This is a genomic window from Staphylococcus sp. GDY8P47P (assembly GCF_016892225.1).
GTDB classification, from domain to species: domain Bacteria; phylum Bacillota; class Bacilli; order Staphylococcales; family Staphylococcaceae; genus Staphylococcus; species Staphylococcus borealis.
The window spans coordinates 1-15,167 of sequence record NZ_JAFENV010000013.1 but is presented as its reverse complement, the minus strand read 5'-3'; the positions used below and the strand labels follow the sequence as shown (position 1 = coordinate 15,167).

General features: G+C 32.8%; 18 protein-coding genes and 1 riboswitch. Of the genes, 7 read left to right on the top strand and 11 right to left on the bottom strand.

Features of this window, described 5'->3' with window-relative positions; all coding sequences use genetic code 11:
* Positions 1-154: 154 nt before the first annotated feature.
* Together sagB and JVV30_RS04755 are read right to left on the bottom strand one after the other, a co-directional pair.
* Positions 155-1,006 (bottom strand): peptidoglycan release complex glucosaminidase SagB, encoded by an 852-nt coding sequence (gene sagB, locus JVV30_RS04760; RefSeq protein ID WP_053030546.1) that lies wholly within the window; start codon positions 1,004-1,006, stop codon positions 155-157.
* A gap of 206 nt (positions 1,007-1,212) precedes the next feature.
* Positions 1,213-1,434, bottom strand: coding sequence for a hypothetical protein (locus JVV30_RS04755; protein ID WP_011275450.1), 222 nt, complete (start codon positions 1,432-1,434; stop codon positions 1,213-1,215).
* Positions 1,435-1,691: 257 nt separating this feature from the next.
* Here JVV30_RS04755 and JVV30_RS04750 point away from each other — a divergent pair, with 257 nt between their 5' ends.
* Together JVV30_RS04750 and JVV30_RS04745 are read left to right on the top strand one after the other, a co-directional pair.
* A complete protein-coding gene (locus tag JVV30_RS04750) occupies positions 1,692-2,168 on the top strand; it encodes a sigma-70 family RNA polymerase sigma factor (protein ID WP_053030548.1) in 477 nt (158 codons plus the stop codon).
* Between the two features lie 91 nt (positions 2,169-2,259).
* Positions 2,260-2,616 (top strand): competence protein ComK, encoded by a 357-nt coding sequence (locus JVV30_RS04745; protein ID WP_239469315.1) that lies wholly within the window; start codon positions 2,260-2,262, stop codon positions 2,614-2,616.
* Here JVV30_RS04745 and JVV30_RS04740 read toward each other — a convergent pair.
* Complete coding sequence (locus JVV30_RS04740) at positions 2,600-3,070, bottom strand: hypothetical protein (protein WP_070855375.1); 471 nt, start codon at positions 3,068-3,070, stop codon at positions 2,600-2,602. The genes JVV30_RS04745 and JVV30_RS04740 overlap by 17 nt on opposite strands.
* 226 nt (positions 3,071-3,296) lie before the next feature.
* Complete coding sequence (locus JVV30_RS04735; RefSeq protein WP_204193579.1) at positions 3,297-4,010, bottom strand: transaldolase; 714 nt, start codon at positions 4,008-4,010, stop codon at positions 3,297-3,299.
* A 263-nt stretch (positions 4,011-4,273) separates the two neighbouring features.
* Here JVV30_RS04735 and JVV30_RS04730 point away from each other — a divergent pair, with 263 nt between their 5' ends.
* The 3 genes from JVV30_RS04730 (at position 4,274) to JVV30_RS04720 (ending at position 5,356) form a co-directional block, all read left to right on the top strand.
* On the top strand, positions 4,274-4,579 hold the full coding sequence (locus tag JVV30_RS04730) for a hypothetical protein (protein WP_053030556.1): 306 nt from the start codon (positions 4,274-4,276) through the stop codon (positions 4,577-4,579).
* A gap of 61 nt (positions 4,580-4,640) precedes the next feature.
* Positions 4,641-5,006, top strand: coding sequence for a fluoride efflux transporter CrcB (crcB, locus tag JVV30_RS04725; protein ID WP_070855377.1), 366 nt, complete (start codon positions 4,641-4,643; stop codon positions 5,004-5,006).
* Complete coding sequence (locus JVV30_RS04720) at positions 5,003-5,356, top strand: fluoride efflux transporter FluC (RefSeq protein ID WP_070855379.1); 354 nt, start codon at positions 5,003-5,005, stop codon at positions 5,354-5,356. Before crcB ends, JVV30_RS04720 begins: the two co-directional genes overlap by 4 nt.
* A gap of 58 nt (positions 5,357-5,414) precedes the next feature.
* Here JVV30_RS04720 and JVV30_RS04715 read toward each other — a convergent pair whose 3' ends face one another.
* The 3 genes from JVV30_RS04715 to metK all read right to left on the bottom strand — a co-directional run bounded on the left by JVV30_RS04715 (position 5,415) and on the right by metK (position 8,663).
* Complete coding sequence (locus JVV30_RS04715) at positions 5,415-6,248, bottom strand: aldo/keto reductase (RefSeq protein ID WP_070855380.1); 834 nt, start codon at positions 6,246-6,248, stop codon at positions 5,415-5,417.
* A gap of 214 nt (positions 6,249-6,462) precedes the next feature.
* Positions 6,463-7,371 (bottom strand): hypothetical protein, encoded by a 909-nt coding sequence (locus JVV30_RS04710; RefSeq protein ID WP_070855381.1) that lies wholly within the window; start codon positions 7,369-7,371, stop codon positions 6,463-6,465.
* A 95-nt stretch (positions 7,372-7,466) separates the two neighbouring features.
* A complete protein-coding gene (gene metK / locus JVV30_RS04705) occupies positions 7,467-8,663 on the bottom strand; it encodes a methionine adenosyltransferase (protein ID WP_053030566.1) in 1,197 nt (398 codons plus the stop codon).
* Between the two features lie 115 nt (positions 8,664-8,778).
* A riboswitch (SAM riboswitch) is annotated at positions 8,779-8,888 on the bottom strand.
* Between the two features lie 165 nt (positions 8,889-9,053).
* Between metK and pckA the strand changes: the two genes are divergently transcribed.
* On the top strand, positions 9,054-10,646 hold the full coding sequence (gene pckA / locus JVV30_RS04700) for a phosphoenolpyruvate carboxykinase (ATP) (protein WP_204193578.1): 1,593 nt from the start codon (positions 9,054-9,056) through the stop codon (positions 10,644-10,646).
* Between the two features lie 61 nt (positions 10,647-10,707).
* On the opposite strand, the gene JVV30_RS04695 is transcribed toward pckA, so the two are convergent.
* Both JVV30_RS04695 and ytkD read right to left on the bottom strand, forming a co-directional pair.
* The gene (locus JVV30_RS04695; protein WP_070855382.1) at positions 10,708-11,478 is read right to left on the bottom strand and encodes an alpha/beta hydrolase family protein; all 771 of its coding nucleotides are present in this window, start codon (positions 11,476-11,478) and stop codon (positions 10,708-10,710) included.
* The gene (gene ytkD, locus JVV30_RS04690; protein ID WP_070855383.1) at positions 11,459-11,932 is read right to left on the bottom strand and encodes an RNA deprotection pyrophosphohydrolase; all 474 of its coding nucleotides are present in this window, start codon (positions 11,930-11,932) and stop codon (positions 11,459-11,461) included. Before ytkD ends, JVV30_RS04695 begins: the two co-directional genes overlap by 20 nt.
* Before the next feature lie 66 nt (positions 11,933-11,998).
* Between ytkD and yidD the strand changes: the two genes are divergently transcribed.
* On the top strand, positions 11,999-12,241 hold the full coding sequence (gene yidD, locus JVV30_RS04685; RefSeq protein ID WP_037538598.1) for a membrane protein insertion efficiency factor YidD: 243 nt from the start codon (positions 11,999-12,001) through the stop codon (positions 12,239-12,241).
* Here the strand turns inward: yidD and menC are convergent.
* Positions 12,238-13,245: an o-succinylbenzoate synthase gene (gene menC / locus JVV30_RS04680; RefSeq protein ID WP_204193577.1), complete on the bottom strand. Its 1,008-nt coding sequence runs from the start codon at positions 13,243-13,245 to the stop codon at positions 12,238-12,240. The genes yidD and menC overlap by 4 nt on opposite strands.
* 1 nt (position 13,246) lies before the next feature.
* The gene (menE, locus tag JVV30_RS04675) at positions 13,247-14,647 is read right to left on the bottom strand and encodes an o-succinylbenzoate--CoA ligase (protein WP_204193576.1); all 1,401 of its coding nucleotides are present in this window, start codon (positions 14,645-14,647) and stop codon (positions 13,247-13,249) included.
* Positions 14,648-15,167: the final 520 nt, after the last annotated feature.

Here is a 15,167-nt window from a genome sequence, read left to right as displayed (position 1 = left end):
TTATTTTAAAAGTTTTTGTCGTAATGATTATAGCCTTTAGTTGGTTAACTAAGAAAAATAAAGCAGAATAAATAAATCTATTTTTTATCCTAAAAAGCCAACGTCAACACTTATTCACACAAGTGTCGACGTTGGCTTTTACTATATAATAACTTTATTTTTGATGTTTATTGTCATCTTTGTATACGTATAATTTGAAATATTTACCTTCAGTTTTCATTTCTTTATAAAAATCAGCAATGATTTCAGCATTACTTTCTGCCCATTTTATATCAGTAGCATATTGATGTTCACCTGGATTCTTAGGATTCCATCTCATACTGTAGAGCGTATTTTGATCTTCGTGAGATAGGAAATGTTGGTGAATAAAGTCGGCGCCACCTTTGATTGCTTTTTCAGGTGTGTCCCAACCATGTTTTTTAGCGTACTCTGAACCCGTTTTAATTGGATCACTATCTAACGCGCCTACACCGTAGAAGTTATAATACTTCTTACCGTCAATTTCTACCCCGTTGGCTAATTCACTTTTAACTGAACCTGTTTCTAATAAAGCATGTGAAATTAAATACACTTCGTTAACATGCTTCTCTTTGGCAGCACTAATGAAAGCGTCAGTATGTTTCAATAACATTGGTCGGTCGAATAACATACGTTTAATACGATTTTCATCAATGCCTTGATATTTAGATAAATCTAAAAATTGATACTTTTGTTTGTCATCATCAATGAACTTACTACTGTCCATTGCAGCTTTTATTTCACTATCTGAAGCATCTCTCCAAGCAGTATTATTCTTGTTAGAGACTTGTTGACTTGTGTAATTATCAATTTGTTTATTCGCAGCTTTATTTAATGTTACATCTAAATGTTCTACGCGTTCTTCTTCATTAACATGCTTAAAGAATATTTGATCTGAAATCATATTAAAGAATATAAAACCTGCTGCAACTAAAACAATCAATAACCCCACTAGGCTAATAATTGAGCCTTTTTTGTGCTTCGTCATATTCACACCTCTTAGGTCAATGTTGTTTTTATTTAAAATCTATTATGATAATAAAGTTTAACATTATTAATTCTTATAAACAATTTTATACTTGCAATGTTACATATTCATAAAATAAAAGTAATCAAAATGAAACTTTGCAAAATAAAAAGTAATGAAACATATATAATTTCATTACTTGATTCTCACCAGCAGTACTTTATCTATCAATTATCTTTACGATAATCCATCATAATAAAACTCGCTGCTTGAGATCTATTCTTGTAATAATATTGATTTAAATCAACTGTTCCTTCTATTTCACCATCTCGATACATCATTTCATTTGTAAAATTATTAATCATTACAAATTCAGAACGATCTCTAATAATGTCTAAATCATCATTTCTTGCGAAGAAATGCTCAAGATTTAAATGTGCGTAATCCAACGTTATACCTCCCATGTTACAAATTGACTAAAATTTAAATATATTGATGAATGTAAGGTATGTCCATAATGATTTTGTCGTATTGCTAAGTTACATGCGCCTTTAGACATGATTTTACAGTTTATAGTTAATCTATGCTTACTATTTAACACCCTTTTGTTAAATTACGCAAATGATAATTTAAATAAATTACTTTAAATTTTATATATCCGGAAATTTCATTTAAGTACTTAAATTAGGAGCGAATCTCTGAAGTATTGAATTTTAATGACATATATCATAAACATCATAAAATAATTCACTATTTGTTAAAGCATTATAACGTCAAGTATAATTATGATGAATTTTATCAATTATTACTCATAAAACTGTGGCAATTATCTAAGAATTACAATGATAATTCAAATGTAAGTTTATCCTCGTTTCTCTACCAACGACTCAATTTTTATTTAATTGATTTATTTAGAAAAGAAAGTTTAAAACCTGACATGGTTGACGTTGACACCTCAACCTCTCCACACCTTATCTCCGCTTCAATAGAAACATCAATCTTTAATTATAATGATATGACGCAATTGTTAAATCCTAGAGAACTTGAATGGTATAACTATTTCATTCAAGGTTATAAACAGTTTGAAATTGCCGAATTAATGCATGTGTCTTTATCTAGTATTAAAAACTATAAAACTTCTTCTATAAAAAAACTCAACAACTATTATGTCAAAGGTGAGTAATATGATACCACACAACACACACCATCTTCTTTATCTCCAAACTTTGCAGGCTAATACGCATAAAACGACATGTTGTTTTTCAACATATAATATGGTTTTACCTTTTCCAATAAAAAAAGTACTGATTTATTATTTTGAACAACATAATCAATCGTATTCACAAAGATTAAAATTAGCGAAACGATTGTTAGCGATTCATAAACTCGTACCTTTATATATATCTGACAAAGCCGTACTGTTCCCTATTAAACATCAACGTGCACCTTTGCAAACTTATATTAATGCATTGAACATTATAGGGTTAACATCAAATAAAGATGGCGTAATCATAACATTTGATAATAATGTCCAATTACGTGTTGATGAACCCTACACTTTAATTTATAAAAAGTGGCAAGAGAGTACTTTATTATTTCATTTAATGCAAAAAACTATGCAGATTTATTAAATTTGTATTCAAGTAACTTTTTAGTGAAAAATGCAGTAACTGATTTAATCAGCATTAAACTTACGATAGCCAATAGTATTGCACCAATTAAAATTAAGACGACATTCAATATTGGCATTGATACCTGTGGATTGATAAAATAATTGACTGCAGTTAAACTCGTAATAAATCCTGTTAAAAATAAGCCAAGTAAGAAAGCGTAAATAAGCACCATACTAATGAGTAAAAGAAGCAATGTTGTACTTGCTACTTCTTTTTGTTGAAACACATTATTTTTCAGAAATTGATTCGCATAATGAATAGGTTTACGATACTGATTCGTCTGAATTTCCCCTTCTTGGCGCTCAACTTCATGGCGATATTCCGCTAAACTATTATGTAATTGCTTTTTTTCTTTCTTATTCAAAAACCACAATTGCTTTTTTACTTTCTCTTCAAAATCTGTTCGTTTCATACTTTGTGGTTATCTCCTTTTTAAATTATTTCTTTTTAAATTTTTAACAACATTGACATTTAGAAACAAGTTGGAATAGTATCACTTATTAATATAAAAATACCCCGTAGCTATGTTTCTGATATTGTTAATATCATTCTTCACTCTAATACATTTATACCAGTGACTTATAGAATGTCTTAACACTATCTAATGCTACGGAGTCAGTTGTTAAATTTAATTATACTTAAAGAATAGATAGCCCTGAGCTTTGAATATCTTTAGCAAATCCTTTAACCGTATCTACTGATAATTCATTAATATCTCGCCCTAAATTCGTATTCACTTTCTTCACTACATCTGCAGGACATGTAATGATGTCGGCACCAATTTCATCAGCTTGAATGACATTAAATAGTTCACGGCAACTTGCCCATAATAATAATACGCCTTCTTTACTGTGGGCAACGTCAACTGATTCTTTCATTAATGGTAATGGATCTACACCTGTATCCGCAATTCTTCCAGCAAACACTGAAATATATGTAGGTACACCTGCAGTGACTGCTTCTGTAATTTCTTTAACTTGTTCAATCGTGTATACTGCTGTTACGTTTAGACGTACATTGTTAGCAGATAACTTTTTAATTAATGGGATAGTTGATTCACCTTTTGTGTTAACCACTGGAATTTTAACAAATACATTATCACCGTATTGTTTTAAAATTTCAGCTTCTTTCTCCATTGTTTCTAAATCATCTGCGAACACTTCAAATGAAATTGATGCATCTGGAATCGCTTTAACTGCTTCTTCTGCAAATGTTTTGTAATCCGTTACACCTGCTTTCGCCATTAAACTAGGATTTGTAGTGAACCCATCTACTTCTTTATTCTTATAAGCTGCTTTCATTTTTTCAATGTCTGCACCATCTGCAAATACTTGTACATTTAATTTTGTCATTGTATTTCTTCCTCCTTTAATTTCGATTACGATGATAGTTAAGTTACATCACAATGGAATTTATATGTATGTACGCATGTTCTTATGATGATTATACTATGCCGTAACAATAAAATATTTATAAATTATTTATATCATTCTTAGAATTACTAAGCGAATGTTTTGCCTTTTAATGAAAATAAAATTCAAAATTGACGAGTCACTATTAAATTATAATTAAAATGTGGTAATATGATTAAATGAAATTAGGTAGGAGGAACACAATGTCTAAGCCAAAAAAATACTTCTATATATCAGTGATTTTACTCATAATAAGCTTTTATTTTAATACATTTAATCCACTATTAAGTCAGCAAATTAATTCTGTTAAATATTTACTCATTGCCTGTAGTATTGTTAATGTTATTGTTTTAATTGCTTCGATTATCTTTTCAGATAAAGCAATCAAACATTTAGGCGATAAACAAGGCTGGATTAGAATTGCTAGTAAAATTTTACCAATCATTATTTTATTCGTAATTGTATTCCATATCTTTGCTTCAATCAAAACGTTTGGTATTATTTCGTAATCGAATGGATATCACAGAATAATGATTTAATTGTAATAAAACAAGAAATAGGTGTGACAAAATGCAATATTTATTTGTGTTTATCGGTGGTATGGTTGGTGCATTATTAAGATACATCTTATCAACATTAAATACAGGCTCTGGCTTACCTATTGGGACGTTAGTCGCAAATTTAGTTGGTGCATTATTAATGGGATATTTGTCATCTCTAACCATACAATTTTTCAAACATAAGCCCATGCTCAAAAAAGGATTAACTACGGGACTATTAGGTGCGTTAACTACCTTCTCAACCTTCCAATTCGAGTTAGTTACTATGTTTCATGATTATCGGTTCATATTGCTATGTATATATGGATCATTAAGTTACGTTGGAGGCATCTTATGTTGCTGGTTAGGCGTTATATTAGGAGGGGCACGTGTATGATTAATTTAGTGCTCGTTATGGTTGGCGGAGGTTTAGGTGCTGTCGTGAGAGCTTGGCTATCAGATTTCATTAATACTAAGATTTCTTCACCTATACCCGTTGCTACGTTAATCGTCAATATTGTAGGCAGTTTTTTAATCGGGTTCGTATTCGGAATCGCTTTGAATCATCAGTGGTTTTCAATGTTGATTATCACTGGCTTTCTTGGTGGATTAACAACTTTTTCAACCCTATCACATGAACTTGTCCAATTATTGTATCCACATTTTAAACCGATTCGTTTTTTGAGTTATTCCATTTTACAATTTATCGTAGGATTTATATCATGCTATGTAGGTTTCATATTATAAAACACTTCATTGTTAAAAGTTTTAAAGCTTTTAACAATAAAGTGTTTTTAGTTAACTATTAGCCCTCGAATGTTTCTGGATCAGGACCAATACGTTGGTCTTTATTTAAATTGTCAATTCGTTCCATTTGTTCATCAGTTAATTCAAAGTCAAAGACATTGATATTCTCTTCTATTCTTTGTGGCGTGACTGATTTAGGAATGACGATAACACCATGTTGTATATTCCATCGTATCACGACTTGAGCTGCAGTTTTATTCACTTCTTTACCAATTTGGTTCAACGTTTCATCATCTAAAATTTGAGCATTCATAAATGGTGACCATGACTCCATGTGAATATTTTGCACTTCTAAATATTTACGTAATGCCTTTTGCGTGAAATATGGATGAAATTCCACTTGGTTGATCACAGGTTTGATAGAAACTTGAGCTAGTAATGCTTCAAAGTGTTCTGCATTAAAATTACTTACGCCAATACTTTTAACCTTATCCTCTTTATATAAATCTTCCATACCTTTCCAAGTATCTATCATGATTGCCTCATTTGTACCGGGCCAATGCACAAGGTATAAGTCTAAATAATCCAAGCCTAGCTTGTTGATGCTTGTTTCATAGGCATTTGCTACATTTTCTCGACCAAAATCTTCAAAATATAGTTTAGACGTAATAAATAAATCTTTACGTTCTAAACCTGTAGCAGCTAATCCATCCTGGATCCCTAAACCGACTTGTTCTTCATTACCATAGACTTTAGCTGTATCAATACTACGATAACCAGAAACGATTGCATGCTTAACCGCTTCTCTACATTCATCATTATTTTCTACTCTAAACGTTCCAATACCAACTTTAGGCATTGTGTGACCATTGTAAAATTCAATTGTTTCCATTCACGGTACCCCTTTTCTTTAAAATATGTATTATCTTATTCCCTTATTTAAACCATTTAAAAACGGGAATGGAACAGAATTCTTTTTAAATTCGTTGCTCCACTCCCGCAAGAATAACAATAATCGAGAAGCGCTTGATTTAAGCGCCTTCTCAGTTCNNTACTGCGAATTTGCTTAATAGATGATTGGTATGTTTGTTATATCAGATTAGAAATTAATTAAATGATTCAATTTTGTCCATAACATCTTGTAATTCATCCACATTATATTGAATACGTCCATGGAATACAAACTTATTGAAGAACTCATCTAATTGATCAGGTCCTACGAGTACTTTAACACTTGAACTTTGTGCATAATTTGAAATTGTGACGTCTCCATCATGTTTCGGATTGAAATATAAAATCGCTGTTGGTGTATATTTCGCCCCCAACTGAGTTTGTAAATCTGACGCTAATTTCTCTATCGCAGCAAGCTGTTCAGAATAATTAACGAATGACAATGACGCTTTGTCCTCATTTTGATCAAGTACTAACGTTTGTGGTGACTTAGCATCTAAATCTAGCGTGTTAAAGATTTGTTCCATCATTGGTAATTCGTTAAATTGATTACCACTTATGCCTTGATATACATGTCCTTTTAATAATTGCGAATCAATAATATATAGGCCAGTACGTGTAAGTACAAGGTGACTAATACGTTCAATATCATTAAACTCATTACTTGGAAGGAAGATATTTGCCATAATATGCATATCTTCAGGTCTGATACGTTTTTCTTTTACTAAACGATCTCTAATACCAATTAAACGCATATCTGTCACATATTCACTTTTATTCTTAGAGAATAGTTTTAAGGCATCAATTTCACGGTCTTTACCGCTGACAGTTGCATCAAAATCTTCTTTTTGTTTAGTAACTTGCTTTTTATTTTGTATACGCTCTTTTTCAAGTGCTTCGTCATGAGACGCTTTCATTTGTTTTTCTTTTAGGTCGTATTCTTCTTTTGTCTTTTGTTTAATATTATTTTTACTTTTAAGTGTAACTAAAAATAGAATTAAACAAATTGCTGCAACTACAATAGCTATGATTAAACCAATTTCAATTGGTCCAAGTGAATTCATTAAATCAACGCTCCTTTAATCTATCAGTATGTCTAATTATAATAGAAACAGTCTTTAATTTCGACAATTTCTTATAATATTATTTAAAGCGTTTATTAACTTTGAACAGCATCTTTTAATACGTTCACTTTGTCTAATTTTTCCCAAGGTAATAGTACATCAGTTCTACCAAAGTGACCATATGCTGCTGTTTGTTTATATATAGGATGTTTTAAATCTAACATTTTAATGATACCTGCTGGTCGTAAATCAAAGTTTGCTCTAACCGCTTCAACAAGTTGTGCTTCTGAAACTTTACCTGTCTTGAATGTATCAATTGAAATTGAAACTGGTTCAGCAACGCCAATCGCATATGCAAGTTGTACTTCACATTGATCTGCCAGTCCTGCAGCAACGATATTTTTCGCTACATATCTCGCTGCATAAGCTGCTGAGCGGTCTACTTTAGTTGGATCTTTACCACTGAAGCAACCACCACCGTGACGTGCATAACCACCATAAGTATCAACGATGATTTTACGTCCTGTTAACCCTGCATCACCTTGTGGTCCACCGATAACAAATCTTCCTGTTGGATTGATAAAGAATTTAGTCTCACTATCAATTAAACCTTCTGGTACTGTTGGATAAATGACATGTTCTTTAATATCACTTTGAATTTGTTCTAATTCAACATCATCCGCATGTTGAGATGATACAACAATCGTATCAATACGTTTAGGTTTATCATCTTCATCATATTCTACTGTAACTTGAACCTTACCATCAGGTCTTAAATAATCTAGAATACCATCTTTACGTACATCTGATAAACGCTTCGCTAATTGATGTGATAAAAAGATTGGTAACGGCATATATGTTTCTGTCTCATTAGTCGCATAACCAAACATTAAGCCTTGGTCACCCGCACCTGTAGCTTCAATTTCTTCCTCTGAAATATCATTTCTATATTCAAGTGCTTTGTCTACACCTTGCGCAATATCCGGTGACTGTTCATCGATTGCAGTTAATACTGCCATTGTTTGGTAATCATAGCCAAATTTAGCACGCGTATAGCCAATACCTTTAATTGTTTCTCGTACGACTTTAGGAATATCTACATAAGTAGAAGTTGATATTTCACCTGAAATGAGCGCCATTCCAGTTGTTACAGTCGTTTCACAAGCGACACGTGCATTAGGATCATCTTTCAATATTTCATCTAAGATCGCATCAGACACTTGGTCAGCAATCTTGTCAGGATGTCCTTCTGTTACTGATTCTGAAGTAAATAAACGTTTATTGTAAGTCATGACTTGCTCCTTTTACCATTATATTTACGAAAATTCTCTTTAAAATGTGAGCTCAAAAATAAAAGAGCCTTCTTCACTATTCAAGACAGAGAGAAGGCTCTTAAACGTCCATTCGCTCTTATCGTTCAGACGATTATATGTCTGCAAACGGTTTGGCACCTTTCTTTAAAAAAGAGGTTGCTGGGTTTCATTGGGTCCATGTCCCTCCACCACTCAGGATAAGAGAATCCGTTAAGAACTATACTACCTAATTCGCCAATTAATGTCAATTTTGTTTTTACATGTTTTTTTGTCTTTTCCAGGTGGAATAATTATGGCATTATGTTATACTATTTTCATGTAAAGGCTTACAATATTGAATTTCTATAACACACGCTGGAGGGATTGGGTATGTCAGTAGATACATACAGCGAAACACCTAAAATTAAAAAATTATTAGAAAAAGAAAGCTCTCTTTTTCAACTCTCAACAACTCAACTTTATTACAAAATAATGGGTAATAAAGAAGGAGAATTAACTGAACTTGGTGCGATTAATGCGAGCACTGGTAAATACACTGGACGTTCTCCAAAAGATAAATTTATCGTTACAGAACCTTCTTATAAAGATAATATTCATTGGGGAGATATTAACCAACCTATCGATGAAGAAACTTTCTTAAATCTCTACGCTAAAGTTTTAGACTATCTTGATACTAAAGATGAACTTTACGTTTTTAATGGCTATGCGGGTAGTGACAAAGATACACAATTGAAACTTACAGTTATTAACGAACTTGCATGGCACAACCTTTTTGCACAAAATATGTTTATTCGCCCAGATTCTAAAGAAGAAGCAAGTAATATTAAACCTAATTTCACTATTGTTTCTGCACCTCATTTTAAAGCTGACCCTGAAGTTGATGGTACTAAATCAGAAACATTCGTTATCATTTCATTCAAACATAAAACGATTTTAATTGGTGGTACTGAATATGCTGGCGAAATGAAAAAAGGTATCTTCTCAGTAATGAACTATTTACTACCAATGCAAGACATTATGAGTATGCATTGTTCTGCTAACGTTGGAGATAAAGGAGACGTTGCCTTATTCTTCGGATTATCAGGTACAGGTAAAACAACGTTATCTGCAGCACCAGATAGAAAATTAATTGGTGATGATGAGCATGGTTGGAATAAAAATGGTATTTTCAACATCGAAGGTGGTTGTTATGCTAAAGCAATCAATCTTTCTAAAGAAAAAGAACCGCAAATTTATAACGCGATTCAATACGGCACTATTCTTGAAAATACTGTAGTTAACGAGCGTGGCGCCGTTGACTTTGATGATAATTCATATACTGAGAATACCCGTGCAGCTTATCCAATTCATCACATTGATAACATTGTATTACCATCTAAAGCAGCTCACCCTAATACAATCATTTTCTTAACAGCTGACGCATTCGGTGTATTACCACCAATTGCTAAATTAACTAAATCACAAGCGATGTACCACTTCTTAAGCGGCTTTACATCTAAATTAGCAGGAACAGAGCGTGGCGTTACAGAGCCTGAACCATCATTCTCTACATGTTTTGGTGCACCATTCTTACCACTTAATCCTATTAAGTATGCAGATTTGCTAGGTGAACTTATTGATAAACATGACGTTGATGTTTACTTAGTTAACACTGGCTGGACAGGTGGTAAATACGGTGTAGGTAGACGTATAAGCTTACATTACACTCGCTATATGGTAGATCAAGCGATTAAAGGTAAATTGAAAAACGCTGAATTTACTAAAGATGAAAAATTCGGTTTAAGTATTCCTAAAGAAATGGAAGATGTACCTAAAACAATACTCAACCCAATTAATGCTTGGAGTGATTCAGACAAATATCGCGCTCAAGCCGACGACTTAATTAAACGTTTTGAAGAAAACTTCAAAAAATTCGGTCCAGAAGTTGAAGAAATTGCTAATACAGGTGGCTTTAATAAATAATTAAATGGTCACATTCAAAAGGCAACGTACTTGGTAAAATTAGCCAAGGTACGTTGCCTTTTTATTTACCTTCACATTTCGCCATCCATTGATGTACATAGTTAAGTGCTTTTTTCATAGCTGGTGGTCTAGGCACATGACCTTCATCTATTTGATAAAACGTATCAAAGTCGACACCTTTAGAACGCAATTGCTTTTCTAAATAATAAGCATGGTGAATACCTACCTGTTTATCTTTACCCCCATGTACAATTAGGATTGGCGGACTATGCGCACCAATTAATTTTATAGCATCTCTTTTGTCATAGGCATCTTTATGCTTATCAGGATGACCAACCATACGACGTAACATGCCACGTAAATCAACACGTTCCTCATACATTAAATGCATATCAGAAACCCCACCCCAGATAATATAACTATCTACTGGATAATCTTGAAAAGTTAAGAGACCTTGTATACCCCCTCTTGAGAATCCAATCATATGTACATAGGCATTTGGATATCGTTGTTTGAGTATTCTAATAAGGTACGTTACATCTTTTAAATCAGCGTTGGCAAACTCATCTCGACCTTCACTTCCATTACTACCTCGATAGTAAGGTCCTATCACTAAAGTATCATCATTTGCAAACTGCATTAATCTGGCTGCACGTACACGACCAACTTGGCCCTTGCCTCCTCGCAAGTACACAACAATTCTATTTACTGCTTTCTTTAGAGGACACATCTGTAATGCTTTTACTTTTAAGCCATCAACTGTATAAGTCATTTCATCAAATTGATGCGTTCTCGATGCTATAGGCATTTTCTTAGTCGCGATCATATCCAAGGTCAATCATCCTTTCGACACACTTCAGAATTGCGTCATCTTGAATTAAGTAACTTTGCATATCCAACGGAACATCACTAATATGCTTAAACAACAATGGACCGCTCGTTTCTAAATAATCACTTTTCTCTTTAATTGATTTGATCCTCACTATATATACATCTTTTTTGAAAATAGCGTTATCCAACGTGTGGACTTGATATTGTGCTATATAGTCAATCGTCTCAGGTATACCTCCAGTTTCTTCAAAAAGCTCTCTCTTGATTGCTTGTATGCTTTGTTCTCCCTTTTCAACCTTACCACCTGGAAACTCAATGCCACGCATTTTGTGGTGAGTAAAAAGTAACTGGTTCTTATATAGTGGAATAGCTAAAACATGATTACCATCAGGACAGTCGTTGTTCGTTTTGTAACTCATTGTGACACGTCTATTATCTTTATCTAGAAACTCCATGTTCCATACTACTCCCTTCAATATGTTAAACTAATTTATAATCGTATTACTGGTTGGAGGCCTATAATGTTAAAAAAATTATTTCTTGGAATAATCCATATCTATCAACGCTATATTTCACCTATGACGCCACCTACATGCAGATTTTATCCTACGTGCTCAGAATATACGCGAGAAGCGATTGAAGTTTATGGCCCATTAAAAGGTGGATATATGGGAATTCGTCGCATTCTTAAATGCCATCCTCTTCATAAAGGTGGATTTGATCCAGTTCCTTTAAAAAAGGATAAACATAAACATAGACACTAGTTTAATTTAAATAATTTTGATTTATCGATTTGAGGAGGATGGAATATAATCATCCCCTCTTTTAATTTGCCAACACCTTGCGTAAAATCGTCAGTAAAATAATAACCATCTGGGGTGACATCCCCTGGATAATCACCTTCTCTCACTAACAGTGCGGTAAAATATCTACTCAGTCCATATTCATACATGCCACCGATAACCACTTTCATATCAATTGATTTTAGTTCACGTATCAATGATTGCACGCTATCAATACCACCCACTCTAAAAGGTTTAACAATCACTACTTTAATCGGGAATCGCTTAACAATTGACAAAATACTATTAATATCAGTAGCTTTTTCATCTATCGCAATCGCAGGATATTGCGTATGATCAATGTGCAAAATTGAAGACAACGATTTGAATGGCTCTTCTATATAAAGTATGTTTTGTGTTTCAATGGCTTCTAATTTCTGAAAATCTGACACATCCAGTGACTCATTAGCATCTAATGCTAATTCAAAATCAAAAGACAATGTGTCATTTAACAGTGAAATATCATTATTCAATTGACTTGTCCATTTTAATTTAATGCGTTTAGGTTGCGTTTGTACTAAATCATCAAGTTGTTGTGCACTAATGCCACTAATCGTTGCACCGTATTCAACTTTAAACGTCGGCAAATCATGGTACATCTGGTAAATCGCCATAGCCACAGTGCTTCTCGCTGCAGGTTGATTGTCAAGCATGGCTAAATATGGCTTCCAATCTTCATATACATGAAATGACTTATGTATGACGCTTTCCGCCCATTGAGAAAGTGTTTCTTTAACTGTATCAATCGTCTCTGCGGCATACCAATCTGATTCAAACGCATTACATTCACCATAATAAGATTGCTCATCATCACTTAAAAATTCAACAATAAGCGCTTTACGATGCGTCATTTTAACTTTTGGTGTCACAATATGATGTTTAAATTCATGATTATAAAGATAAAAATTTACTGCTTTAATCCACATATTAATGCCCTTGCCCTCTATTTATCATTTTACTACGCTGCAGTTTACCAGTTGATGTATAAGGCAAACGTTCAACTTGATGAAACGCTTTAGGTATTTTATATTTAGCTAAACGAGATTTAAAATAGTTTATTAACGCCGTATCAGAAATGGGACAATCAGCAACGTAATAGAGTACTGGCACTTGTCCCCATGTCACATCCTCTTGTGCGACACATACAGCGTCATTAATATCTGAATGCGTTTTAGCAATGGTTTCTATCTCATAAGGATAAATATTTTCTCCACCACTAATGATCAAATCTTTGCGACGATCATAGACCATTACAAATCCTTCCTCATCAATTTCTGCTATATCACCCGTTTTAAAGTAACCGTCTTCAAATGTATCGCTTAAACCTGTTGGATATAAATAGCCATTCATCACATTGTTACCTTTGATAAGAAGTTCGCCATGACCTTCACTATTAGGATGTTTGATACGCACTTTAACGTTTTCGCTTGGTTTACCAACAGTGTCATATCGTTGTGCAAGCATCTTAGGTGTGGCAGTCAGAAATTGAGAACATGTTTCTGTCATTCCAAATGAATTGTATATTGGCAAATGATAATTTAAGGCTTCATCAATTAGTGTAGATGATAATTTGGCGCCACCAAGTAAAATTTTCTCTATTGAAAACGGTTGGTTTAATCCTGCATCCATAAGCCACTTGAGCGTTTGTGGCACTAAAGATACATGTGTAGGTCCTTCTTCTTTAATAATCGCTAACATCGTTTGCGTATTATATTTTTCCAGTATACGTACCGTAAAGCCCTCGATTATAGAACGTAACAACACACTGAGCCCTGAAATATGATATATCGGTAAAACAGATAACCATTTCGTAGTTTCATCATATCCTAAACTTTTTTTACAACCAATCGCACTTGCATAATGATTTTTAAATGTTTGTGGTACCGCTTTTTGAGGCCCTGTTGTACCTGATGTAAACATGATTGATGCAATACGTTCATCATTAAATGTTGCGTCATTGGTATGACTTGGATATTGTTCTAATTCAGATAAATGTATCACATTGAAATGCGACAAATGAAAAGGTTGCGTCGTTAATATAGTTGTAATATTAATGGAATTCATTTGATTTATCATTTCAGTTTCTGTTAATCGTGTGTTTAACATTGCTATTTCAACATTAGTTAACCAACACGCGTTTATAAGCATAATAGACTCAATATCATTCTTAATGTACAATCCTACTCTATTCAAATTCAAAGAAAGGATATGTTCTGAAATTGAAAGTGCTTTATCATATAATTCTTTAAATGTTATTGAATGTTTTCCATCTGTAACTGCAATTTTATTACTATTTTTAATACTTTGCTCTTTTAACCAAAAATCCACGATTCATTCCTCCATCTAGATACATTTTAATTATAACGATATTTGAGTTAGTTAGCATTGGTTGTGTTTAAGTAGCAGCATATTTTAATGACATTAACTTATAACTATAAAGATTTAAAGTGTATTTTAACTATAAATAATAAGCTACTTTTATTTAAAAAAATAAAAAGAGTTTAAAGTGATGATTACCACTTCAAACTCTGATAAGCTATGATATTCAATTATTGCCTAGCCTCATAGTAGGCTGGCTACTCTGTTCAATGTATTTCGTTTTATAANNAATATTTTTATATAATAAAATCAATATAAATTTTATCTACTAATTCTTACATTTCCCTTCAATGGATAATTGAATAATGCGATCATGATTGTAAATTAAAGATATTCTAGTTTTAAATCTATCAGTATTTTTAATTTGATATAAAAGAGAGCTAGAGTACCCATTACTCTAACTCCATTTTCTGCTTATGTTGAAATTTTCATTTCAAATCCTCGAAAATCAATGTATTTCGTTTTATAA